Genomic DNA, 21,453 nt, shown 5'->3' with positions numbered 1-21,453 from the left:
GGGGAAGCTGACACCGGTCGAGTTCGAGAGCATAATGATGGATGCCGTCGCTTTGGCGGCATGAACCCCGGACTCAAGCAAACCTTCAGCAGACCGCGGTGGCGTCTTCGAGCTTGTCGTCGATCGCGGTCTTGTAGCCGGCGAACGGGTCAAGAGCTGCGACCTTCACGTTCCTCTGGAACGTTTCGCCGCGTTCGGCGAGCCAGGACGCGTAGGCCTTCCCGGAGCGGCCAGGCACGAGGTCGAGCAGCCTGGCCCGCGTCTTTCCGGTGCTGCCGCGGCTGAGGTCGACCATCCCGGTCAGCTCCTTCGGGCCTCGCTTGCGGGGGTCGACGTGATGCCAGATGTGCTCGTCGACGCCGAGGGTGGTGACGTTGTCGAACCGGGCTTCGTCGGCCGCGAGCTTGACAAGCTCGGGTTCGACGGCCCGCCACACCGTCTTCCACGACGTCCCGAGCTGCCGGGCGAGACCGGCGATCGTCGCGTGCTCACGCCGCAGTTGCCCGATCGCCTAGCTGACGGCGCGCGTGGTGATCGATCCGCGCCGGGCGACCAGAGCGGGAAGCTGCTCCGTGAACGTCTTGCGCCCGCAGCCCGCGTCGTCGCATCGCCAGACGCGTTGCCGCCACACGATCCGCACCCGCGTGACGCACCAGGCACGTCATGCAGCACCCGTCGGCGGCGCCCGCGACCGGTCGCGACGACCCCGCACGACGGGCACCCGGTCGGCGCCGCAGGGCTCGAGACAGTCACGACTAGCAACCCGTCGCGGCGGTCGACGTGCTCAACATGAACGCCATCGAGACCAAGCAACAGGTCGCAACGCGGGCACGGGCAGGTGGCGGGGGCGCATCAGCGCACCCCGAAGTAGGGTGAAGCACGTCGAGGTCCTCGTGGTAGATCAGGTGGTTCGCGCTTCTGATACTCGGGGACCCCGACCCGGGCTACTGAGCGTTCTCAACCCACAACATCGGCAGCGCTCGTCGACAAAAGGCTGTAGCGAAAGCCGCTACGATTAGGGGAACCAGCCACCACCAAAGGATCTCAGCCATTATTTCACCCTCAACACGTAGCACGGTGCGGGGCAAGAAAATCGCTAGGCGGGGAGCTTCTGCTGCTAAGAGAAGCATGCCGTAATAGAGGGCTATAAAAACCAGCGATCCCCAGTACCTTCCAAAGTACGAAATACAAAGGTAAGCAATAGCGCCGAGTGCGACTACATTTAACGCGAAATGGAGGACTATCCTCAACGGCGGCTGGGCTCCAGCAGGGTATGTGAGGTAGCTCGCGGCAGAAATTATCCCTGGGACCACGACAACAACCAGCGAGCACACGGTGGCCTGCACAGAGACCCTAGCTGAACCAAGTAGCTCCCACAGAGTAAACCTCGGCGCCAGGTAGACCGTCAACCCCAGCCCCAGCAGCACCGACAGGTACTCCGATGGTGGAACCTCATAGGGAATAGTCGAGTGCCGAATAGAAACTGCCAGGAATGGAAGTTCTGCAAAGAGCAGGACGAGACCGACCAACACCGAAGTAAGGGCTACTAAGAAGGGCGACCGCAGCCGAAAATGAGGCGACCAGGTCACGGAAACACCACTTCAGAAATCTTACACGATCGGATCTCATCTCGATGCCTGGAAAACCAATCATTGCGAGCACTAGGGGAGAGGTTTTCCAAGGCGCGAGCAAAGCTGGATGGTATATCAGATCGCTCAGGCTTATCTCCCAGCCAGGCCGCCAGTTCGTATGCATACTGAGCCGATTCGCCACTACTACCACAATTCTCCAGCCCTGCAAGGGCTCCCGCAACATCCCAATCTGCACTAACGACCCCACTTTCAGTAACCGGGGTGATAAGCCGATTATCCGCCAACTTCGGCATGCCATCCCACATCCACAGCGTAACCGATTCCAGCAACCATCTATCTTCACCCAACGGTCCGGCACGATCAATCACGTCCCGAGTTTGCGTGATTAGATCATCCATTAAGACGGCTTCCTCCTCCGAAACACAGTATGTCCAAGAGCCCACTTCTCTGCAAACCTTAATGTCGGACACTAACGGACCATAAAGAGGTTCATCATTGGTAATGAGGAGATACGCTAAGAGAGCGACTCCACCAAAACCAACGCCCATCAGAAGGGAGGGACGAGCACTGAACCCGCTCTTAACACGGGTTATCCATAAGACGATGGACGTAAGTAATAACAGCACTAGTAGCCAGAACACGAGGTAACCAATTAGCCGTAATGCTATAAACGGCTCATGGCGATACGACGGGGTCGCAGGAAATAGGAACTCATGACCAACACTGTAGGTGTGCCTAGGTAGATGCGGGCCGGCAATTACCGGAAGCAAACCAATCCAAGCGACCGAGACTATCACGACTACTGCCGGGGACCACCATCGATCACTCAAGAGGCCAAAAAGCACACCCAACGCTACAAACGGCAAAAGCTGGCCCGGCGTCATCACAGTCTCGAGCCAGTGAATCGAGCCATGGACTGCTCTGGGCTCGAAAACGGCAAACAACAGAGCTTGTGCCACAGCCCAACCAGCCAAGGCCAGAGCATACAATACGATGAGCACCCTCAGTACCGCCGACCCCGAGCTGCGCAGGTTAAGTGGCGACGAAGCTGGGGAACTCCGCGAGAACAGCGATCCTGCTAGCACACAGCCCAGCACCGACAAGTATGGACCGGCATACAGTATCGTCTCGCGAGAAACACCCGAAAGGCGACTCAAGGGAACAAAATACCAAGCACCTACTGTGTAGGCAGCCGCACAGACCGCCGTAAACACGCCAAAAACTACTACGCCCGCCAAAGCCGCAGGCAGCGGCCACACCAGCCGGCGAATGAATGACATGACTACAAGTTCCCTAGCAGCTGCTCATATGCAATCTCTAGCGGACTTCCCGCGGCAAGGTTTTCCCTTCCTTCTGAGGCAAATCCTGAGACAGACCCAGAATACGCGACTCCCATGCCGCCAATCACCACGAGGTACTGCGCGGTGTGGTGGATGTCTTCGATAAGGTGTGTTGACATGATCACCGAGGCGCTCTTAGCTACTTCTAATAGCAATCTTCGAAATTCCATTCTCCCCGTTGGATCAAGACCCGATGTCGGTTCGTCCAAAAGGATTAAGTCTGGACGGTGCGCCATTGCGCACGCAATTCCTACCCGCTGCCGCTGCCCACCCGATAGAGCCCGCACTCGTTTCGAAAAAAGCTCTTCCTTAATTCCAACGTTGAGGAGCGCTGTGCGGGCCGCATTCTCACAGTCCGCTTGAGCTAATCCATGGGTCCAAGCAGCATAGCTTACCGTATCGATTACTTTCAGCCATCCCACAAGATTAAAAGACTGAGGAAGCACTCCGATTCTCTGCCGTATACGATGCCGCGCCTGCACGTCGGATACCTCTTCTCCGAGGATGACAACCTCCCCCTCTGCAGGCATACGCAGCGTCGAGATCACTGACAATAATGTTGTCTTCCCCGCCCCATTAGGCCCCAATAGCCCGGTAATTCCCGGGGGAATTGAAAACGAAACTCGATCCAGCACTGTGTGTCTTCCGTATTTGAACGAGACATCATGCATAGATACGATTGATCGCAGCGCGCTCATCAATTAAATCCTTTACGACACACGTTTGCAGCTTCCCCCAGCCGACTTCGACCAACGGTCGTGGCAGCTGGGGGATTTCAAGCTTACCGCCCTATCTGCAGGTATTGCCGTAGCTGGTGACCTTAATCGTACTTGAATACACTGACGAGGCACCCATTCGTGCAGTCGTGTAGACTAGCCGATTTTGGGGAATTCCCCAGTCACACAGCTTCGATCCCCTCACGTACGTGCCGTAGTCAGACTGGGTACCGATTGTAGCGTCGGGGCCGGTCCGCGACCATGAGAGCAACGCATATAGAGGCCCGGGTGAGCTGGCCGATGCGGACCAGTAGACAGTGTTGCCAAAGCTCCATGGAGTGTTAGCAGTAAGCGAGATGCTGGCGGGACCATCAACGTGGCTGCCCACCGTTCCAGCGAAGGCGCCTGAAGGTAGCGATAGCGCCAATGCCGAAGCGGCGGCTAGTGCAGCGATGCGGCGCGTTTTTTTCTTCATATTCCCCTCCCTTGGGTGTCGCTTTCACACTAAAAGACGCGATACAGTCTGTCAAGGTTGCTGCCTTATTCATCGAGCATTACAGCTCATACTTTCCACGTCGATATGCCTCTTACTACCACGCTTCGCCGGAGCCGAAGCCTTCGCCCTTGCGCTCTTCGCGCTGACGCAGTTCCTCTTCGGAGCGGCGCTGGTTTTCTTCCAGCTGGTCTTGTTTCGAATCCAGCGTCGGCTCCGGCTCCGGTGATTTGCTCGGCGGCGCCGTGCCCTCACCGGGGTCTTCGCTCGGTTCCTCGCTCGGCTCGTCCGTCGGCTTGTCCTTCTCGGGCGCGGCGGCGGCGCGCTGGCGCTGGTGGATGAGGTCCTCGGGCGAGGTCGATCCCTCGCCGCCGACGCCATCCGTCGTGCACGGTCGGGACGTCTCGGCCGCCTCCGTCATGAGGGTGCGGGCGGCGTCGCCGGAGAGCTGGCGCGCCTCGCCTTCCAGCGCGAGCGAGAGGTTCATGCGCACGCGGCATTCGTCGCTGCCCCCGATCGACCCGGAGGCGTCGGGCGTCGCCTTGCCGACCTTGCGCAGCGCCGTCTTCAGCTTGGGAGTCGCATCGGCGAAGCGCTCCTGCATAAGGTAGCCGGTGCCCTCGTTATAGGGCGCAATCCAGGCGTGCGGCCCGACGGGCACGATGACGGCGTGGCTGCGGTAGGTGCGGCTCCACGTGGCGCCGTCGTGCCCGCGACCCTGCCACGCGCTGATGGCGACCCAGGACAAGGCGAGGCCGATGACGGCAAGCAGCGCGATAATCAAGCGTTTAGTCACGGGCGCTCATCGCCTTCAAATCACGCGCGAGGCTGAACAGTTCCAGGGCGATGAGGCCCGCGAGCGCGATCATGAATGGCCAGAACACCTTTTCTTCGATCGCGACCTCGCGGCGGCCGTCTTCGGCGATCTGGCCCGCGTCGATCCCCGCGGTGACGGAATCGAGGCTTCCGGGGGCCGTGCGGTGGAGGTAGGGGACGCCGAGGGCTTTGGCGACGGCCTGCAAGGCGGCCTCGTCGAGCTGAGAGACAGCGTCGCCGCCGGAGTTGGGGTCCTTGATATAGGGTGCGTCGGTGTCGGCGCCGGTCTTGTCCGTTCCGTCGTATTGACGCATTTTTCCGCCGCTCGCCGTGCCATAGCCGAGGACGGCTCCACCGTCGATCAGGCCCGCGAGCTCACCGAAAGCTGCGGGCGACGGCGGGCCCTTGGGGGCGGCCTCACCGCGCGTGGATTCGCCGTCGGTGAGGACGAACAGGACGCGCACGTTCGCGGGGTTGCGTTCCTTGGCCGCCTCGAGCGCCTGTTTCAGGCTGGCGACGGGCCGGTCGATCGTCGAGCCCGACGAGTAGCTCGTGATCTCCTGGCGGGCGGTCTCGGCCCAGCTGTTGACGGCGCGCGCGTCGGTCGTGAGCGGCAGCTGGCGGGAGGCGACCGAGGAGTAGGAGATGACCGAGAAGCGGGAGCCGGCGAGCTCGGTCGTGAGCTGCTTGAGGTCGGCGCGCACGCCGGTAAGGCGCGGCTTGTTCCCGTCGTAGTCTTCGGCGGCCATGGAGCCGGTGAGGTCGACGGCGAGGTAGACCTCGAGGTTGGAGGTGACGTCGCGTTTGCCGACGGTGATCGTCGGCGAGATGAGGGCGGCAAGGGCCAGCAGCGCGATGAGGGCGCGGCGGATCTTCGCGGTGCGGCGCGGAGAGCGCCAGGCGGCGACGGCGCCGGCGGCGATGAGGGCTGCGGCGAAAACGGCCGTGACGAGCGGCGGGTACGTGAGTGAGAAGTTCACAGGCGCCACCACCCGAGCAGGGCAAGGCCGCCGACGAGGCCAATGAGGAGGACGGGCGCGAGGCGTTCGGGGTGGTCGGTGATGACGACGTTCGGTGACGCGTCGAGCTCCGCGGCCTGCTGGCTCGTCACGTCGTCGATGATCGAATCGACCGCCTCCGGGGAGCCGGTGTCGAACACGAGGCCGCCGCGCGAGGTGATGGCCTCGGTGAAATCTGCGCGCTGCTTCGTCGAGCCGCCCTCGGCCGTCGGCGAAAACAGTCCGATCACGCGGATATTGCGCTCCTGCGCGAATGTTGCGGCCTCGGCCAGCTGGTAGACGGGCGTGCCCTGCAGGTCGTTGTCGGTCGCGAAGATGATGGAGCGGGAGCGTTCCTGGTCGGACAGGTCGAAGGCGAGGACGCAGTTGGCGAGCCCGTCGCCGATGAGGGAGGCCGACGTGCCGGGCAGGGCCGTCGTGCCCGCGAGCAGGTCGAGCAGCTGCTGGGTTTGCGGGGTGCCGGTTGTGAGCGCCGCGAGGTCGACGTCGAGGACCTTCGCGGCGTTCGACAGCTCCTCTTTGACCATCGCGTAGTCGTCGGTCAGCGGGAAGAGCGTGCGCGAGGTGTTATTCCACATGACGAGGGCGATGCGCTCGCCGCTGAAATTCTCGGCGAGTTGGGAGAACTTGCCGAGGATCTCGCTGTCGTAGGAGATCATCGAGCCGGAGACGTCGAGGCACAAGACGATGTCGCGGGTGGCGAGGCGTTCGGATTCGACGTGGCGCTCGGCGGGGCGGCCGGCCAGACCCGCGGCGGCGAGGCCCGCGAGCGTGAAGGCGGCCAGGGCGATGGCCAGGCGCCGACGCCTGGCGCGCACGACCGCGCGGAAACTCGGCAGGTTGCGTAGATAGCCCGTGTGGGCGACCGGGATGGCCGTGCGCTGGGCGCGGCGGCGACGGGCGGCCAGCAGGCCCGCGATGATCGCGGCGATGAGCAGGGCGGCCAGGCCCGCGGCGAGCGGCCACCACATGATCGAGGTGAGGCCGGCGGTGATCTGGGTCATCGTCGGCCCCCGAGCATTTCGGATAGCGCCGTGAAGGTGCGCTCGGCCATGACGTGAACGTCGAGATCAAAGGAGGGGCGCTCGGCGATCTCGACGACGGTGATGACGTCGGCGATCTCGTGGGCGTCGGGCCGGGCCTGCAGCTGGTTCAGCGTGTGATTCGCGAGGTTCTCGCCGAGCTGGTTGGAGCCGAAGCGGCGGGCGATATCGGCCGCGGCCAGGTGGAGGGCGGCGAGGTCGAGTTCGCCCGCGAAATAGCGTTCGCGCAGGGCCGCGAGTTCGGAGCCGAAGGTGTTGGCGAACAGCGGCTCGCCGGGGCCTCGTTCGCTGCGGCGTGTGGCGCGCTCGGCGCGGCGCGGTGAGAACAGCACGGTGAGGATGCCCGCGGCGAGCAGCGCGATGATGCCGGCCGCGAGGTAATACCAGGGATAGCCGATGAGGGCGCCCACCTCGTCGGGGTTCATGCGCGCACCCCCGTCCGGTCGGCGAACAGGTGCAGCAGCGCGTCTTCGATGTCGGCGCTGGAATCGAGCCTGGTGGCGCGGATCGCGAGGCGCGTCACGATATCGTCGGTGCGCTCGCGTGCGTGGGCCATCTGGGCGGCGATATCGGCGGCGAGGCGCGAGTTCGGCCGCAGCTCCTCGGAAAGGAAGTCCGGGAGCATTCCGTCGCGCACGTCGGTGGCGAGCGCGCCGCGGCGCAGCGTCGCGAGATCGAGGTCGGCAATGGCAAAAAAGACGACGTCGTGGCGCACCCGAAGGCGCTTGAGCACCGCTTCGCTTTCTTCCTGCAGCGAATAGTCGTCGCCGATGATGAAGACGAGCGAGCGGCGCTTCAACAGCGACTCGGCGCGGAACAAGATGGGCGCCATCACATCATCGGGCGCGGGGTTCGTCGCGCCCGCGCGCAGCCGGTGGCGGATGAGTTCGACGTGATCCGATCCGGAGCGCGGCGGCAACTGGCGCACGCCGCCCGCATCGGAGTAGACGAGTGCGAGCTGATCGCCGCGAAAGCGCGTGAGGTAGGCGAGGATGTCCGCGAGGTCGACGGCGATATCGAGTTTGCGCTCCCCCGACGGGGCGCTGCCGGTCATCGCGAGCGACGTGTCAACGGCGAGGACGACGGACAGGTTCGTTTCCTTCACAAACCTGCGGATCACGGGTTCGCCCGCACGCGCCGACGCCTTCCAGTCAATATCGGAGACGTCGTCGCCCGGATGGTAGGGCACCATATCGTCGAAGTCCTGGCCGTGGCCGGTAAACACCGAGCGGTGACGTCCCTCGATTCCGCCGGAGACCCGTTTCAGGACCGGCAGAGCGATGCGGCGGCGCAGTTCCGCGAGCCGCGCATAGGACAGAGCCAAGGGCGATCCTTAGGGCACGGTGACGGCGTCGAAGGCGGCGTCGATAAGCTCTTCCGGGGTGACGCCGCCCGCGATCGCATCATAGGATCGCACGATGCGATGCCGCAGGACGGAGTGGCGCAAAAGGACGATGTCGTCGGGCACGACGTAGGCGCGGCCGGCCATGAGCGCGAGCGCCTGAGCGACGCGCATGAGGGCGATGGCACCGCGCGGGGACGCGCCGACGCGGACGTCATCGGCGAGGCGCGCGACGGGGCTCGGGCCCTGCCCGCGCGTCGTATTAATGACGTCGACGATGTAGCGTTTCAGGGAATCGTGCACGAAGATGCGGTTGGTCGACTGCTGCAGGCTGCGCACGTCGTCGAGCGAAATCGGCTCCAGGCTGGCATCGGTGCGCGGGGCGGCGCCGGAGGCGACGAGGGTGCCGTCGGCGATCCCGTCGAGGATTTTCACTTCCTGCTCGGTGCTCGGGTAGGTGAGCACCTCCTTGATGAGGAAGCGGTCCATCTGCGCTTCGGGCAGGACGTAGGTGCCCTCTTCTTCGATCGGGTTTTGCGTGGCGAGCACCATGAACGGGTTCGGCACGGGGTAGACCTGGCCGCCGATCGACGTTTGGCGTTCCTGCATCGCTTCGAGCATCGCCGACTGCGTCTTGGCCGAGGAGCGGTTGATCTCGTCGAGCAACACGAGGTTCGCGTGCACGGGGCCGAGCTGCGTGGTGAGTTCGCCGGTCGTGTAGTTGAAGATCTGGGTGCCGACGATGTCGTTCGGCATGAGGTCCGGCGTGCACTGGATGCGGTGGAAGCTGCCGGAGACGGCCGACGCGAGCGTCTGCGCGGCCGTCGTCTTGGCGAGGCCCGGCACCGATTCGAGCAGGATATGGCCCGAGGCGAGGAGGGTCGCGACGAGGGCACGACGCAGGTCGTCCTGGCCGACGACCTTGGACGCGAAAACCTGGTTGACGCGTCCGATAAGGCGGTGGGCAGCGCCCAGCTCGTCGGCGGTCAGTTGGGAGTGGGCCATCGTTACTCCTTCACGCTACTGCGCTCAAGGGTAGCGGCAGCATCCCGGGCAGTCTCAAGTGCGAGGGACCGGAATGTGACCAAACTACCCCTGGTAGGCGCCCTGCCAGACGGTCGTGAACGGCGTCGCCGTCGCCAGGCGCTGCTGGATGCCCTCGGTGACGAGCTCCTTCGCGATGCGCACGGCTTCCTTCACCTCGGTGCCCTTGGCGAGCTCGGCGGTGATGGCCGCGGCGAGCGTGCAGCCGGCGCCGTGGATGCGGGCGCCGTCGCCGATCTTCGGGACCTCGTAGACGGTGACGTCGGTGCCGTCGAAGAGGATGTCGACGGCGTTATCGCCGGGCAGTTCGACACCGCCCTTCGCGACGACGTACTTGGGGCCGAGCTCGTGGACCTTCTTCGCGGCGTCGATGAGATCGCCGAGGTTCTCGATGGATTCGCGGCCGGACAGCACCGTCGCCTCGAAGACGTTCGGGGTGATGACGGTGACGTGCGGGACGATCTTTTCTCGCAGCGCGGTGTCGACCGCGAGCGCCGGGGAGACCTCCTGCGTCTTGCAGATGAGGACAGGGTCGAGCACGATCTGGCGGTAGGAATGCTCCGTGAGGGCCTTCGCGACGACGTCGATCGTCTCGGGGGTGCCGAGCATGCCGATCTTCAGCGTGTCGACCTCGGGGAAGGCATGCGTCGCGGATTCGATCTGGTCGGCGATGACCTGCGGATCAACCGGCACGAATCGGTGGTTCCAGTTGTCGTTCGGGTCCATTGACACGATGCACGTCAGCGTCCCCATGCCGTAGACCCCGCGCTGGTGGAAGGTCTTGAGGTCGACCTGGATTCCGGCGCCGCCGGTGGCTTCGGAGCCAGCGATGACATGCGCAATTGCAACCACGTGCATTCTCCTTCGTAAGGGGGCGGCGCCGAGCGTGACGGAGCCGGGTGGGTATCCTGCCTAAGCGTAACGCCCGGGGCCACGCCTGCCCACCGCGCGCTAGGCTTGAAGCATGAATTCCCCCGGCGTGAGCCCTCAGCGAGTCCTGCTTGCCTTCGCGCCGCTGACCCTTGTCGTCGCGGTGCTTTCGCTCGCCGTATCGGGTGCCGTCGCGCCGACGCCGCCGCTCGATCCGGGGGTGGTGGCTCGCTGGTCGCTGCCGCTGCTGACGCTTGTTACGCGGCTGGCCGCCGTCGTCGCGATTGGTGCGACGACGCTGTGCGCGCTCGTGTTGCCGACGACGCCGAAGACGCATCACGTCCACAAGCGTGCGGTCGTTCAGACGAACCCGCAGGCGTGGGAGCTTGCCGCGCGGATCGCACGCGTCGCGGCGATCGTGTGGGCGCTCGCACAGCTGGCGAGCGTCATCGTCGAATATTCGGTGACGGCGCTACGCCCGATGACGGAGCCGACGTTCGGCTCCGAGCTGTGGGTCTTCCTCACGCAGGTCGACCTCGGCATCGCCTATCTCTGGGCGACGATCCTCACCGCATTTGCCGCGGTTTTCGTCGTCCTCATGACCCATTACACGTCGGCCGCCTGGGCAGGCACGCTCTGCCTCGTCTCGCTCGTCCCGCTCGCGCTGACCGGCCACGCCGCAGGCGCCGCGTCGCACGACCTCGCCGTCTCCTCGATGCTCATGCACCTCGTCGCGGTCACGATGTGGATGGGCGGGCTGCTGATCCTCGTCGTCGTCTCGCGGCACCTCGGGGCCGAGCTGCCGTCCGTCGCCGCGCGCTATTCGCAGATCGCGCTGTGGTGCTTCATCATCACCGTCGTCTCCGGGGTGTGCGCCGCCTGGATTCGCCTCAACGGCGTCGGCGAACTTTTCACGACGCCATGGGGCCTGCTGCTCACCGCGAAGACGATCGGGTTCATCGCCCTCGGCGCGATCGGCTACTGGCATCGCGAACGCACGATCCCGCAGCTTGGCGAGGGCCGGGCGAAGCCGTTTTGGCTGTTCGTGGGCGTCGAGGTCCTCATTATGGGGGCGACGACGGCGCTCGCGGTCACGCTCTCCTCGTCCGCTCCCCCGGTCCCGCAGTCGCCGCTGCCGGATCCGTCACCCGTGTGGGAGGCGACGGGCTACGCCGAGCCGCCCGCGCCGACGTTCGCGACGTGGTTTACACAGTGGCACCCCGACCCGTTCCTCATCTTCGGCTGCCTCGCCGCGATCGTCGTCTACCTGCGGTGGGTCTACCGGCTGCGCAAGCGCGGCGATTCCTGGCCGATCGGCCGCACGATCTGCTGGGTGATCGCGTGGGTGTCGCTGCTGTGGCTGACGAATGGTGGCCCGACGGTCTACGGGCGCATCCTGTTCTCGGCGCACATGATCCAGCACATGTCGCTAGTGATGATCACGCCCGTACTGCTCGCGCTCGCCGGGCCGATCACGCTCGCGACGCGCGCCCTGCCCGCCCGCCACGACGGCTCGCGGGGCCCGCGCGAATGGATCCTCGCGCTCGTGCACTCGCGCTACGCGCGCGCGTGGGCGAACCCGTTCGTCGCCGCGATCAACTTTGTCGGCTCGATGTGGATCTTCTACTACACGCCGCTGTTCGAGCTCGCGCTCACGACGCACCTCGGCCACATCCTCATGACCGTGCATTTCACGATTGCGGGCTACCTGTTCGCGAACGTCATCGTCGGGATCGACCCGGGCACGAACCGGCCCGGCTACCCGCTGCGGCTCGTGTTCCTGCTCGCAACAATGGCGTTCCACGCATTCTTCGGCATCTCGATCATCTCGATGAACTCGCTGCTGGCGGCAAGCCACTTCGGCCAGTTGGGCCTCGCCTGGTGGGTCGACGCGCTCGTCGACCAAAAGATCGGCGGCGAGATCACGTGGGGTATCGGCGAGCTGCCGACGCTGGGCCTTGCGATCATCCTCGTCGTGATGTGGTCGCGCGCCGATACCAAGGAAGCCAAGCGCCGCGACCGGCGGGCCGAGCGTGATGAGGACGCCGAGCTGGAGGCGTATAACGCGATGCTCGCCGAACTCGCGGAACAGGATGCTCAGCGCTGAGCGGCAGCACTAGCCGCGGCGGTAAAACGTTTGGACGTGTTCGACGCGCGCGCCGTTCGTTTGGGAGCCTGGCGGCAAGGTCGCGCCCGAGCGCGGCGGCCTGCGTCGGCCCGACGGTCGACTGGTCGGACAGCACCAGGTATTGCCGTGCGCGAGCAGGACGACGAGGTCCCCGTCGGCGGCGGATAACGTCATGCTCATGTCCACTCCATTCGCTCCCGACCGGCGACGGTCAGCCAGATAATGCCGCCGATCAGCAGCGCCATCCCGAAAACACCCATCCCGACCCCGATGAAGAACGACGTCGTGAACGAGACCGGGACGTCGGGCTCGCCCACGACGACGTCGAGGTCGAAGACGAGGATGTCCTCGGAGACGCCGCAGCGCACCGTGTAGTCACCCGTCGCCTCGATCGCGTAGACCTGCTCGCCGGCCTCCTCCGTCGGCGTCACGGTGCGGCCCGCGCCGGTAAGGGTGCAGCCGAGGTTTTCGCGCGTCGCCGTCTCGAGCAGCACGCGCGTGCCCGCGGACAGGTGCATGCTCTCACCGTCGCGGATGATGCCCGCGTCGTGCGCGAAGGCGGACTCGCCGGTGTCCGCTTGTGGGGAGCCGAGGCTCAGCAGACTTACGGCCACGCCGCTGATGAGGAGCAGCGCGCCGACGACGACCGCCGTGATCGAGCCAAAGCGCGCAGTCGTCATGTTTTCCACGGTATACCCTCAGTTTCATGACGATGGTCTGCGCGCGCGATGTTTCCGTCTCAATCGACGACGTTTCCCTGCTGGCTCCGACGTCTTTCGAGCTCGACGCGGGGTATGCGCTCGCCCTGACCGGCCTGAACGGTTCCGGCAAGACGACGCTGCTGCGCGTCGTTGCGGGCAAGCAGCAGCCCTCGAGCGGCACCCTCACCGTGGCGGGTCACGCGCCGAGCGATCGGGATCCGGCCTTCCGCGAGCGCCTGGCCGCGCTGCTGGGGCTGCCGCCGCTCGCTCACGCTGCATGAGCATCTCGCGCTCGTGGCTGCGTCGTGGGGCGATGAGGTCAAAGTGGCGCGCGAGGCGGCCTCAGAAGCGCTCGAGCAGTTCGGCATCGCCCGGCTGCAGCGGCGGTTCGTCCACGAGCTTTCGTCGGGCCAAACCCAGATGTTCGCGCTCGCACTCACGCTGATCCGCCCGAGCGAGGTGCTGCTGCTCGACGAGCCCGAACAGCGGCTGGACGCCGAGCGGCGGGCGCTGCTGGCCGATATTCTCGCGGCGCGCGTCGAGGCGGGAACGACGCTCATCATGGCGACGCATTCGCCGGATCTCGTCGCGGGCACGCGGGCGCGCGAGCTGCATCTGATCGAGGACGTGGCGTGAGCGTCGCGCCGCGCCTGCGCGCCATCCGCTACCTGTATTCGCACCGCTCGGCGGCGCCCGGCGCGCGCGCGTGCGCGAAGTGCTGACCGACGCGACCGCGCACGTGCGGGCCGCGGGCGAAGCCGTCGCACACGCCGCTGCAGATCTCGCTGCGGCCGGCGGGGCTGAGCGCTATGCCGCGGCGCTCGATGAGGCGGAGCGGCTCGGCGCGTGGACAATCGAGACGAGGATCGGCGAGCTGATGGACGGCTTCGCGCTCGGACATGTGGCAATGGCGCGGCCCGCCGGCACGCTATCGGGCGGGGAGCGCGCGCGGCTCGCGCTCGTGTGTGCGCTGCTCGCCCGGCCGGACGTGCTGTTGCTCGACGAGCCGACGAACCATCTCGACGACGCGGGCATGGACCTGCCTGCCACGCTGCTGCGTGCCTGGGACGGTCCGGTCCTGTTTGCCGCCAACGATCGCGCCTTTCTCGACGCGGTTGCCACGTCGATCGCGGACCTCGATCAGACGCCGTCGCCCGTCGCAGTGGCCGCAGGCGGACTGACGCGCTTTACCGGCGGCTATGGCGGGTTGCGGGCGGCGAAGGCCGCGCAGCGGGCACGCGGGCGCCGCACCCCGTACGGAGGGGCGCGCTGCGAAAAAGTTCTACGCCGACCGCAACGCCACCGTCGTCTCGCGTCGGATCAAGGCCGCGCGACTCGCGCTCGGCCGGCTAGCCGAAGCGCAGCTGCGAAAGCCACCGCCTGTCCTCAGCTTTGCGGGTTTCGCCGACGAGAAAACCGCGAGCGCCGATGGAACCACGCTGCTCGCGGCAGCAAACGTCGCGATCACGGGCCGCCTCGCGCCGGTCAGCCTCGAGATCCGCGCGGGCGAGCGCTGGCTTGTCACGGGTGGCAACGGCAGCGGCAAGTCGAGGCTCATGGCGATCCTTGCCGGCACGCTGTGCCCCGAACAGGGCACCGTCGTGCGTGGTAATCGCGTGCGCGTCGGCCTCCTCGCCCAGGATTGGCCCGACGCGGACCTGTCGGCAAAGATCTCCGATGCCTACCGCGCCGCCGTCGGCGATACCGGGCCGGACCTCGCGAGTCTCGGCCTCATTCGCCCGCAGGACATCGACCGGCCGCTCGGCGCGGTCAGCGTCGGGGTTCGTCGGCGACTCCAGCTGGCGATTACGATCGCCACGATGCCCGACGTGCTGCTGCTGGACGAGCCGACGAATCACCTCAGCCTCGACCTCGTCGAAGAACTCGAAGCCGCCCTGCCCTACTACCCGGGCGCCGTCGTCATCGCGAGCCACGATCGGTGGCTGCGCGAGCGCTGGCGAGCGGACCGGCTCGCCGCTGTCGGTGTCGGAGGCGCAGCTGAACGCTGGCCTCGCGATGCTCTTCGCCGACGTGTCCCGTATCCGCCACAGCGCGGTTGATGCCGGTTTTCTCACGCGCACGCCCGACGGTGCACGCTACCGCCTCGCTACTACGGATTAACTCGACGGACACCTACATTTCCTAGCATCGGCGCGTTGCCAGCTTCGTGAAAAGAAAATCCATGTCCCCCCTCCGTCGACCCGGAAGGCAGCGTCTCGGTCGTCGCGCTCCCCCACGGCCTCGCGGTCCCGACGCAAGATGCGGTGAAGACCGCGGACTTCCGCGCCTTTGAGGGCGATAAGCTCCCCGCCGGCGTCCGCATCTTCGGTGGCCGCGAGGACGCCGGCACCGGAACGCCCGAGTTCCCCGTCGCGGAAAACCTCGAGCCGGAGTACGTGACGATCGAGGGGACGACGGCATACGTCAGCCTGCAGGAAGCCAACGCGCTCGCGCTCGTCGACCTGCCCAGCGCAACCGTGACCGCGATTCTGCCGCTGGGCGCCGTCGACGTCGCCGGGTTCAACATCTCCGATAAGGACGACACGATCAACCCCGTGACGCTGCCGATCAAATCGTGGCGCCAGCCCGATGCGATCGCGTCGCTCGAGCAGAACGGGCTCTTCGGACATCCGGTGGGGGTCATGGGGTGAGGCCGCCAGCGGCGAGGAGCATGCGGAGCCGGTAGTTGCCGCGGTTGCGGTAGCCGCGGGCGAGGCGGCGGCGAAGCTCGACGATCCCGTTCACGGCCTCAGTTCCGCCGTTCGATCATCGTCCGGTCGTGAAGTAGGCCAAGGCGGGCGATCTCGGGGATCGGGCAGGTGTGGAATGTGTCGACGACCTTCTCGGCTATCCGCCGCCCCTCGGCAAGGTCCTTCTGGTGGTAGGCGGAACGCAGTTGCTGGGCGCACTGCCACGCGACGAACACCTCGTCGTGCGCGGGATCGGCCTCGATCGCTGCCGCGAGCCTGATCCGCTGCTTCTCGGTGAGGTTCTCGGCGCCGGCGCGGAGGATGGTCTGGATCCCGTAGAGCGGATCGCCCTTCCGACCGCGATGCCCAAGAGTGTCCTGCTGAACGCGGCGACGGACCTCGTCGCCCAGGCGCGCCGAGCTGATCCAGTCTCCGACCACTCCCCCGTCGTGTCTCAGGATGTCCACCTCCACGACGTCGCCGGCTGGCCGTGCGGCGACGCTGAAGGCCCGCATAGAGGTGCCGGTGCCGTGCGGCACCTCGAGCTTGATCCCGTCGGCGGGGAGCGTGGGCCGGTAGGCCTCCAGCCCGGGCGCGACGAGACGGACACGGGTGTAGCTCGGTGCGATCTCACGTATCCCGGCGAGCGTGGCGGTCGCCGAGACCGGTACCCGCCCGGCGCGGGTGAGGGTGCGGATGCGGCCGCGGATGCCGGTCATCTCGCGCCTCCGTTCAGGTCGATGGTGTGGTCGGGGCTCCAGATGCCGGGGTCCCGATGGGTGACGAACACGACGGTGGCCGCCGTGTCCGCGAGGCGTGTGGCGATGCCGCGTTCGGTGTCCATGTCGAGCGCGGAGGTCGCCTCGTCGAGGATCAGGACGGGCGCGTCCTTCACGAGCGCACGTGCCAGCGCGAGGCGCTGCCGCTCGCCGCCGGACAGGGCCGCGCCGTGCCGCCCGACCTGCTGATGGATGCCCTCGGCGTCGCAGTCGACGACGCCGTCGAGCCCCGCCAGCCGGGCGGCGCGGGCGACCTGATCGTCGTCGGCCTCCGGCCTGCCGATGCGGATGTTGGATGCGAGGGTCCCGGAGAAGACGACGGGATCCTGGGAGACGTAGGCGATCCGGCCGGCCAGCTCGTGTTCGGCGAGCTCGGCGAGCGGGACCCCGCCCAGGGTGATCTCTCCGCGCGCGGGGTCGTCGAAGCGCATGAGGAGCCCGAGGAGCGTGCTCTTGCCGGCGCCGGACGGCCCGGCCACATGCACGCGCGCGCCCTCCGGGATGGTCGCGGAGACCCCGTCGAGCGCGGGCGGCTGGACCACTCCTCGAAGCTCGATAGCGTTGTCCCGCGGGGCTCGTCCGCCTGTGGCCAGTGGAAGGGACGGCGCCGCGACCACCTCGCCGTAGGCCGAGACCGTGGCGCGGAGCTCGCTGATCGACACGCCGGCCAGGGCGAGCTCGTCGAGGGGCGCGCTCGCCCGGCCGGTGAGGACGAGGAGCGCGAGCGCCGCCAGCGGGTCGGCGAAGCCGCCGGTCGCCGCCAGGTACACGCAGACACCGGCGAGCGGCAGCACTCCCGCCAGGGCGGACACGAACGTCGCGGGCGCCGCGGCCCCGTTGGTGCGCGACATCGCCCGCTCCTGCGCGCTCCAGGCACGCTCGGCGCGTTGCAGCCCTCGCGCGGGCGGCGCGGCGGTGCGCAGCAGCTCGAGGTGGTCGACGAGCTCCAGGGTCGCCGCGGTCGCCGCGTGTTCGGCCCGATGACGATCGGCGTCTGCGTGCGCGAGTCGCCGCTGCGCGACGAACTGGGCGAGCAGCGCCACGATGAGGAGCCCGGCGGTGAGCAGGGCCGGGATCGGACCGCTGACGATGGCGATCCCGCCGAGCAGCAGGAGCGGGACGAGCGGCGCGAGGATGAACGTCTGCAGCTGGTGGGCGGGCAGCCCCATCAGCGAGGGGACGCCCAGGCCCGCCACGCGGGTGACGAGGGCCCGGTGGTCGGCGGTGAACCACGCGAGCTTCGTGCGTGCCAGGGCGCCACCGAGCGCCGCGTAGAGGTCTCCGGCGACGCGCGCTCCCGCGAGGTATCCGGAGCGCGAGCAGAGCACGGTCGCGATGAGCGCGCACGCGGCGGCCACGAGCACGGGCAGGATGCCGCCGCGATGGGCGACGGCCAGGGCGAGCACCGTGTAGGCGGTGGCCTCCGCGAGGCCGACGAGAGCCCACCCCATGCCGATGCCGAGCAGGCGACGGCGGGCCTGCCCGGGGAAGACGGCGGTCGTGCCGTCGCGTCGAGGAGCCGCAGAGGTCATCGGACCGCTCCGTCCCCGGCGGGCACGACGGCTACTTGCCGGTCGGCGCGGGCGGCCAGTGCGGGGTCGTGGGTGACCACGACGACCGCACGCCCGTCGTCGTGCGCGAGCGCCTCCAACTGCGCCCACAGCCGATCCGCAGCACACCGGTCGAGCGCGCTGGTCGGTTCGTCGAGCAGGACCACGGGCGCGGTCCCGAGGAAGGCGCGCGCCATCGAGAGACGCTGACGCTCCCCGCCCGACAACCGCTCGGTCCCCTCGTCGAGCCGGACGGCGATCCCCGCCCGTGCGAGGGCAGCGCCGAGCCGTTCGTCATCGGCGCCGGGGGCCGTGAGCCGGAGGTTGTCGCCGACGCTCGCCGGCAGCACGTCCCCACCCTGGGGGATCAGCTGCACGGCGTGGTGCCGGGAGTCCTCGTCGAACGCGGAGACGGGGGTCCCCCCGATCAGGATCTCGCCGGTCGCCGCAGGCTGCAGCCCCGCGAGCGCGCGGAGCAGCGTCGACTTCCCCGCGCCGCTCGGTCCGGTGATCGCGGTGATCGAGCCCGCGGGCGCCGCGAACGAGAGCCCGTCGAGGACGAGGCGCTCTCCGACGCGCACGCAGACCTCGTCGGCGCGCACGTCGTCGCCGGGAGGGGCTCCGCGCTCCCCCGCCGGCAGCTGCGGCTCTGCCAGGAGACCCTCGATACGGGAGGCCGATGCCCTGCCCGCCGCCACGTAGTCGAGGCCGTGGCCGAGCCGCAGCGCCGGGGCGACGAGGGAAAGGCTCAGCAGCAGCACGGCCGCGAGCCGCGAGACGTCCCAAGAGGAGCCGACGGCGTAGGCGATCGCGAGGCTCGCCGCCGCTTGCAGCAGCGCGACGGCGATCGCGGCCGGCGTCGCGACGCGCCTGGCCCAGGCGACCATGCCGGAGGTGAAGCGCTCGACGGCCGCGGCGTAGTCGGCCAGGGCGCCCTGGGCGGAGCCGCTGAGCCGGAATACCTCGATGCCGCGCGCATAGTCGTCGACGGCGGTCGTGATGCCGGTCATCACCTCGGCCCGTTGCGCGCCGTGCTGGGCGGACAGCCTCGGGATCACGCCCAGGTACACCGCGGCCGCGAGGGCGCCCGGCACGAGCGCGAGCAGTGCGGCCGGCCCCGCGACCGCAAGGAGGAGCACGATCGCGGCGGCCGGCACGAGCAGGAGCGTGGCGATCTCCGACGGCAGGTGCGCGACGAGGTGGTGCAGTGCTGCCACGTCATCCGACACCAGCCGCCTCAGCCGGTCGGTCGAGTAGGCGGTCAACCTGTCGGCCGGCATCCTCATGGCCTGCGCCGCCACCCGGCGCCGCAGCCGCGCCTCGAACCGCCCCTCGGCGTGATGTGCCAGCCAGGCCGCCGCCGCCGAGAGAGCCGCCGCCGCGATCCAGGCGGCGCAGGCCCACAGCACGCTCGCTGCCCCCTCGCCGGAGACGGCACGCACCAGACACCACACCGCCGAGAGGGAGAGGAGCCCGGCCCCCGCAGCCGCGATCGCCGCGGCCAGCAGTGCCGGGATCGACGGGGCGAGAACGCCGCGGAGGGAGGGAGAAGAGGGGGCGATCGGGTTGCTCATGAAAAAAGTATACGCGTATATTTAGGTTTGCCTAACTTAAGGAGAGCCATGACGAAGATCAATCGCGAGCGCATCGTCGACACCGCGCTGGAGATCATCGCGACGGACGGGGAGTCCGGGCTGTCGATGCGCCCTCTGGCTGCCCGCCTGGGTGTCACGCCGATGGCCCTGTACCGCTACTTCCCCGACCGCGACGCTCTGCTGCTCGCGCTCGTCGAGCGCGTCTCCGAGGAGATCCGGCTGCCGGAGCCTGCCGTCGCACCCCGCGAGCGGGCCGTGGCGCTGGCGCTCTGCCTGCACGACTTCCTCGTCGGGCACCCGTGGATGATCCGGCTCATCTCCACCGGCCGCCTCACCAGCCCTGCGGGCCTGCGCTTCCCCGAGGGCTTCCTCGGCTGCGCGCGCGACGCGGGCCTCGACGACGCGACGGCCTTCGTGTTCTACCGGACGATGTTCGCCTCGGTGCTCGGCCAGGCCCCCATCACCTCGACGCGCACACAGACCGGCGTCCTGGTCACCCTCTCGCCGCGCGCCTCCGCGGAGGCCACGCCTGCGGTGGCCGCCCTGGCGCCGCGTTGGCCTGAGCTCGACGCCCTCGCCACGCCGGCAGCGGTCTTCGGCGCCGTGGCCGATCTGCTCGCGGTGCACTGACCCCGCGCGCCGTCTCCCCCGACGACCGATCTCCATCCCGAACAGACAAGGAGTCCCCCATGCCCATTCGTCGTCCCCGACGCCGGCTTCCCCTCGCCCTCGGCGCCCTCGCCATCAGTGCCGCACTGCTCGCCGACTGCAGCGCCGCGCCGGCAGCGACCCGAACCTGCCCTATGTCGATCCGCTGCCCGAAGGGACCACCTGAATCAACCCCATGAGCTTCAACGTCGAGCAGGTCGCGGCGGCGCGGCCGGACGTCATCCTCGCCACCGCGGCATTCACCCTCGACCAGGCGCTCTATGAGCAGCTCAGCGACATAGCCCCCGTCGTCACCTACGAGAAGCAGCTCTACGCGGCCACGAGCGAGGACTCGACGCGGCGCGTCGCGAGGGCGCTCGGCGAGGAAGAGGCCGCCGACGCGCTGATCGACAAGGCGGACGCCGCGATCGCCGCTCTCCGCAAGGAGCTGCCGAACCTCGACGGCGGGACATTCCTCTACGGGCAGGCGCGCGACGGCGTGGTGGTCATGCTCGTCGAGGAGGCCAACGTCACCGCGCGCTTCATGCACCGGCTCGGGCTCGTCCCGCTCCCGGCGGTCGCCGAGCTGGGCGGCACGGGCTCCGTGCCCGGGGCGATCGACGTCAGCTTCGAGCAGGCGCGCCTGTTCGACGACGCCGGCGTGCTGTTCATGACCTACCAGTCGGATGCGCTGCGGAAGGCCTTCGAGAAAAACCCGATCGTCTCGGCACAGCCGATCATGAAGAGCCGCTACGTCCCGGTCGACCTAAAGACCGCCACAGCGCTCCAGGATCCCAACGTCGTCGCCGTGCCCTGGCTGCTCGACCAGCTCCGGCCCGGGCTCAAGCTCATCCCCGCGTCGTGAGTCCCGCCTGCCCCCGTTCTCCTCGTCGTCCTCGTCCTGCTCCTCGCCGCCAGCGTGCTGGTCGGGTCACGCCCCGTGCCGCCGGACCGGATCCCCGGCCTCCTGCTCGGCACGGCGGACGCCGACCTGCCACCGTCGCCAAGTGCGTTCGGGAATGTCGAGCAGGTCGCAGAACCTCGAGGTCGACATTCCCGCCTCTTTCCGGATTACCTCGAGGTCTTC

Annotated in this window: 25 protein-coding genes and 2 pseudogenes; 9 read left to right on the top strand and 18 right to left on the bottom strand. The window is 67.6% G+C overall.

Going from position 1 to position 21,453, the window contains the following annotated elements; all coding sequences use genetic code 11:
• Nucleotides 1-85: 85 nt before the first annotated feature.
• From BSZ39_RS08205 to thiD, 11 genes are all read right to left on the bottom strand, one after another.
• Entirely contained in the window at nt 86-436 is a 351-nt protein-coding gene (locus tag BSZ39_RS08205; RefSeq protein ID WP_073716864.1) for a transposase, read from the bottom strand.
• A gap of 508 nt (nt 437-944) precedes the next feature.
• A complete protein-coding gene (locus tag BSZ39_RS08200; RefSeq protein ID WP_158025133.1) occupies nt 945-1,532 on the bottom strand; it encodes a hypothetical protein in 588 nt (195 codons plus the stop codon).
• Nucleotides 1,533-1,585: 53 nt separating this feature from the next.
• Nucleotides 1,586-2,872: a hypothetical protein gene (locus BSZ39_RS13540; protein ID WP_143180443.1), complete on the bottom strand. Its 1,287-nt coding sequence runs from the start codon at nt 2,870-2,872 to the stop codon at nt 1,586-1,588.
• A 2-nt stretch (nt 2,873-2,874) separates the two neighbouring features.
• The gene (locus tag BSZ39_RS08195; RefSeq protein WP_073716862.1) at nt 2,875-3,630 is read right to left on the bottom strand and encodes an ABC transporter ATP-binding protein; all 756 of its coding nucleotides are present in this window, start codon (nt 3,628-3,630) and stop codon (nt 2,875-2,877) included.
• 608 nt (nt 3,631-4,238) lie between these two features.
• Nucleotides 4,239-4,937: a hypothetical protein gene (locus BSZ39_RS08190; RefSeq protein ID WP_143180442.1), complete on the bottom strand. Its 699-nt coding sequence runs from the start codon at nt 4,935-4,937 to the stop codon at nt 4,239-4,241.
• Entirely contained in the window at nt 4,930-5,937 is a 1,008-nt protein-coding gene (locus BSZ39_RS08185; protein ID WP_073716860.1) for a vWA domain-containing protein, read from the bottom strand. The genes BSZ39_RS08190 and BSZ39_RS08185 overlap by 8 nt, the downstream gene beginning before the upstream one ends.
• Entirely contained in the window at nt 5,934-6,980 is a 1,047-nt protein-coding gene (locus tag BSZ39_RS08180) for a vWA domain-containing protein (protein WP_083603091.1), read from the bottom strand. The genes BSZ39_RS08185 and BSZ39_RS08180 overlap by 4 nt, the downstream gene beginning before the upstream one ends.
• Complete coding sequence (locus tag BSZ39_RS08175) at nt 6,977-7,444, bottom strand: hypothetical protein (protein ID WP_073716859.1); 468 nt, start codon at nt 7,442-7,444, stop codon at nt 6,977-6,979. The genes BSZ39_RS08180 and BSZ39_RS08175 overlap by 4 nt, the downstream gene beginning before the upstream one ends.
• Entirely contained in the window at nt 7,441-8,343 is a 903-nt protein-coding gene (locus tag BSZ39_RS08170) for a DUF58 domain-containing protein (RefSeq protein WP_073716858.1), read from the bottom strand. Before BSZ39_RS08170 ends, BSZ39_RS08175 begins: the two co-directional genes overlap by 4 nt.
• Nucleotides 8,344-8,352: 9 nt before the next feature.
• Nucleotides 8,353-9,366 carry an AAA family ATPase gene (locus BSZ39_RS08165; protein ID WP_073716857.1) on the bottom strand — a complete coding sequence of 338 codons (1,014 nt, stop codon included), beginning with the start codon at nt 9,364-9,366 and terminating at the stop codon, nt 8,353-8,355.
• A gap of 84 nt (nt 9,367-9,450) precedes the next feature.
• Complete coding sequence (gene thiD, locus BSZ39_RS08160) at nt 9,451-10,257, bottom strand: bifunctional hydroxymethylpyrimidine kinase/phosphomethylpyrimidine kinase (RefSeq protein WP_073716856.1); 807 nt, start codon at nt 10,255-10,257, stop codon at nt 9,451-9,453.
• 112 nt (nt 10,258-10,369) lie between these two features.
• On the opposite strand from thiD, the gene BSZ39_RS08155 reads away from it, so the two are divergent.
• On the top strand, nt 10,370-12,382 hold the full coding sequence (locus BSZ39_RS08155; RefSeq protein ID WP_073716855.1) for a bifunctional copper resistance protein CopD/cytochrome c oxidase assembly protein: 2,013 nt from the start codon (nt 10,370-10,372) through the stop codon (nt 12,380-12,382).
• Between the two features lie 9 nt (nt 12,383-12,391).
• Here BSZ39_RS08155 and BSZ39_RS08150 read toward each other — a convergent pair whose 3' ends face one another.
• Both BSZ39_RS08150 and BSZ39_RS08145 read right to left on the bottom strand, forming a co-directional pair.
• Entirely contained in the window at nt 12,392-12,583 is a 192-nt protein-coding gene (locus tag BSZ39_RS08150) for a hypothetical protein (protein WP_143180441.1), read from the bottom strand.
• Nucleotides 12,580-13,083 (bottom strand): hypothetical protein, encoded by a 504-nt coding sequence (locus tag BSZ39_RS08145; protein WP_143180440.1) that lies wholly within the window; start codon nt 13,081-13,083, stop codon nt 12,580-12,582. The genes BSZ39_RS08150 and BSZ39_RS08145 overlap by 4 nt, the downstream gene beginning before the upstream one ends.
• Nucleotides 13,084-13,109: 26 nt before the next feature.
• On the opposite strand from BSZ39_RS08145, the gene BSZ39_RS13535 reads away from it, so the two are divergent.
• On the top strand, nt 13,110-13,385 hold the full coding sequence (locus BSZ39_RS13535) for an ABC transporter ATP-binding protein (RefSeq protein ID WP_158025131.1): 276 nt from the start codon (nt 13,110-13,112) through the stop codon (nt 13,383-13,385).
• 13 nt (nt 13,386-13,398) lie between these two features.
• Nucleotides 13,399-13,740, top strand: a complete 342-nt coding sequence (locus BSZ39_RS14815) for an ABC transporter ATP-binding protein (RefSeq protein ID WP_158025129.1) — start codon at nt 13,399-13,401, stop codon at nt 13,738-13,740.
• A 28-nt stretch (nt 13,741-13,768) separates the two neighbouring features.
• Here the strand turns inward: BSZ39_RS14815 and BSZ39_RS14050 are convergent, their stop codons facing one another.
• Nucleotides 13,769-14,005, bottom strand: coding sequence for a hypothetical protein (locus tag BSZ39_RS14050; protein WP_073716852.1), 237 nt, complete (start codon nt 14,003-14,005; stop codon nt 13,769-13,771).
• Here BSZ39_RS14050 and BSZ39_RS15045 point away from each other — a divergent pair.
• The 4 genes and pseudogenes from BSZ39_RS15045 to BSZ39_RS08115 form a co-directional block, all read left to right on the top strand.
• Nucleotides 13,982-14,059, top strand: a pseudogene (locus tag BSZ39_RS15045) (hypothetical protein); the annotation flags it as partial. The gene BSZ39_RS14050 and the pseudogene BSZ39_RS15045 sit on opposite strands and share 24 nt — an antisense overlap.
• A 244-nt stretch (nt 14,060-14,303) precedes the next feature.
• A complete protein-coding gene (locus tag BSZ39_RS14230; protein ID WP_073716851.1) occupies nt 14,304-15,164 on the top strand; it encodes an ATP-binding cassette domain-containing protein in 861 nt (286 codons plus the stop codon).
• Nucleotides 15,121-15,225: a DUF2087 domain-containing protein gene (locus BSZ39_RS15040; protein WP_083603090.1), complete on the top strand. Its 105-nt coding sequence runs from the start codon at nt 15,121-15,123 to the stop codon at nt 15,223-15,225. The genes BSZ39_RS14230 and BSZ39_RS15040 overlap by 44 nt, the downstream gene beginning before the upstream one ends.
• 83 nt (nt 15,226-15,308) lie before the next feature.
• Nucleotides 15,309-15,755: pseudogene (locus BSZ39_RS08115) on the top strand (choice-of-anchor I domain-containing protein); the annotation flags it as partial.
• Here the strand turns inward: BSZ39_RS08115 and BSZ39_RS14810 are convergent.
• Genes BSZ39_RS14810 through BSZ39_RS08100 form a run of 4 tightly spaced genes read right to left on the bottom strand, consistent with a single transcriptional unit; the run spans nt 15,745 to nt 19,403 of the window.
• On the bottom strand, nt 15,745-15,849 hold the full coding sequence (locus tag BSZ39_RS14810) for a hypothetical protein (RefSeq protein ID WP_222842904.1): 105 nt from the start codon (nt 15,847-15,849) through the stop codon (nt 15,745-15,747). The pseudogene BSZ39_RS08115 and the gene BSZ39_RS14810 overlap by 11 nt on opposite strands.
• A 4-nt stretch (nt 15,850-15,853) precedes the next feature.
• Nucleotides 15,854-16,513 carry a transposase gene (locus tag BSZ39_RS14220; RefSeq protein WP_222842903.1) on the bottom strand — a complete coding sequence of 220 codons (660 nt, stop codon included), beginning with the start codon at nt 16,511-16,513 and terminating at the stop codon, nt 15,854-15,856.
• Entirely contained in the window at nt 16,510-18,105 is a 1,596-nt protein-coding gene (locus tag BSZ39_RS08105) for an ATP-binding cassette domain-containing protein (RefSeq protein WP_073716849.1), read from the bottom strand. Before BSZ39_RS08105 ends, BSZ39_RS14220 begins: the two co-directional genes overlap by 4 nt.
• The gene (locus tag BSZ39_RS08100; protein ID WP_222842902.1) at nt 18,102-19,403 is read right to left on the bottom strand and encodes an ATP-binding cassette domain-containing protein; all 1,302 of its coding nucleotides are present in this window, start codon (nt 19,401-19,403) and stop codon (nt 18,102-18,104) included. The genes BSZ39_RS08105 and BSZ39_RS08100 overlap by 4 nt, the downstream gene beginning before the upstream one ends.
• Nucleotides 19,404-19,745: 342 nt before the next feature.
• Here BSZ39_RS08100 and BSZ39_RS08095 point away from each other — a divergent pair, with 342 nt between their 5' ends.
• Nucleotides 19,746-20,348, top strand: a complete 603-nt coding sequence (locus tag BSZ39_RS08095; protein ID WP_073716847.1) for a TetR/AcrR family transcriptional regulator — start codon at nt 19,746-19,748, stop codon at nt 20,346-20,348.
• A 214-nt stretch (nt 20,349-20,562) separates the two neighbouring features.
• The gene (locus BSZ39_RS08090) at nt 20,563-21,231 is read left to right on the top strand and encodes an ABC transporter substrate-binding protein (RefSeq protein ID WP_073716846.1); all 669 of its coding nucleotides are present in this window, start codon (nt 20,563-20,565) and stop codon (nt 21,229-21,231) included.
• Nucleotides 21,232-21,453: the final 222 nt, after the last annotated feature.

Source organism: Bowdeniella nasicola, from assembly GCF_001907295.1.
GTDB lineage: Bacteria > Actinomycetota > Actinomycetes > Actinomycetales > Actinomycetaceae > Bowdeniella > Bowdeniella nasicola.
The sequence above is the reverse complement of the archived record's forward strand: the minus strand, read 5'-3'. Positions and strand labels throughout refer to the sequence as shown.

Excerpts from the sequence above, each read along its gene's own strand:
- BSZ39_RS13540 (WP_143180443.1), bottom strand. The coding sequence starts at position 2,872 with ATGTCATTCATTCGCCGGCTGGTGTGGCCGCTGCCTGCGGCTTTGGCG.
- BSZ39_RS08195 (WP_073716862.1), bottom strand. The coding sequence starts at position 3,630 with ATGAGCGCGCTGCGATCAATCGTATCTATGCATGATGTCTCGTTCAAA.
- BSZ39_RS08180 (WP_083603091.1), bottom strand. The coding sequence starts at position 6,980 with ATGACCCAGATCACCGCCGGCCTCACCTCGATCATGTGGTGGCCGCTC.
- BSZ39_RS08175 (WP_073716859.1), bottom strand. The coding sequence starts at position 7,444 with ATGAACCCCGACGAGGTGGGCGCCCTCATCGGCTATCCCTGGTATTAC.
- BSZ39_RS08165 (WP_073716857.1), bottom strand. The coding sequence starts at position 9,366 with ATGGCCCACTCCCAACTGACCGCCGACGAGCTGGGCGCTGCCCACCGC.
- BSZ39_RS08155 (WP_073716855.1), top strand. The coding sequence starts at position 10,370 with ATGAATTCCCCCGGCGTGAGCCCTCAGCGAGTCCTGCTTGCCTTCGCG.
- BSZ39_RS08150 (WP_143180441.1), bottom strand. The coding sequence starts at position 12,583 with ATGAGCATGACGTTATCCGCCGCCGACGGGGACCTCGTCGTCCTGCTC.
- BSZ39_RS08145 (WP_143180440.1), bottom strand. The coding sequence starts at position 13,083 with ATGACGACTGCGCGCTTTGGCTCGATCACGGCGGTCGTCGTCGGCGCG.
- BSZ39_RS13535 (WP_158025131.1), top strand. The coding sequence starts at position 13,110 with ATGACGATGGTCTGCGCGCGCGATGTTTCCGTCTCAATCGACGACGTT.
- BSZ39_RS14050 (WP_073716852.1), bottom strand. The coding sequence starts at position 14,005 with ATGTCCGAGCGCGAAGCCGTCCATCAGCTCGCCGATCCTCGTCTCGAT.
- BSZ39_RS14230 (WP_073716851.1), top strand. The coding sequence starts at position 14,304 with ATGGCGGGTTGCGGGCGGCGAAGGCCGCGCAGCGGGCACGCGGGCGCC.
- BSZ39_RS15040 (WP_083603090.1), top strand. The coding sequence starts at position 15,121 with ATGCTCTTCGCCGACGTGTCCCGTATCCGCCACAGCGCGGTTGATGCC.
- BSZ39_RS14220 (WP_222842903.1), bottom strand. The coding sequence starts at position 16,513 with ATGACCGGCATCCGCGGCCGCATCCGCACCCTCACCCGCGCCGGGCGG.
- BSZ39_RS08105 (WP_073716849.1), bottom strand. The coding sequence starts at position 18,105 with ATGACCTCTGCGGCTCCTCGACGCGACGGCACGACCGCCGTCTTCCCC.
- BSZ39_RS08100 (WP_222842902.1), bottom strand. The coding sequence starts at position 19,403 with ATGCCGGCCGACAGGTTGACCGCCTACTCGACCGACCGGCTGAGGCGG.
- BSZ39_RS08095 (WP_073716847.1), top strand. The coding sequence starts at position 19,746 with ATGACGAAGATCAATCGCGAGCGCATCGTCGACACCGCGCTGGAGATC.
- BSZ39_RS08090 (WP_073716846.1), top strand. The coding sequence starts at position 20,563 with ATGAGCTTCAACGTCGAGCAGGTCGCGGCGGCGCGGCCGGACGTCATC.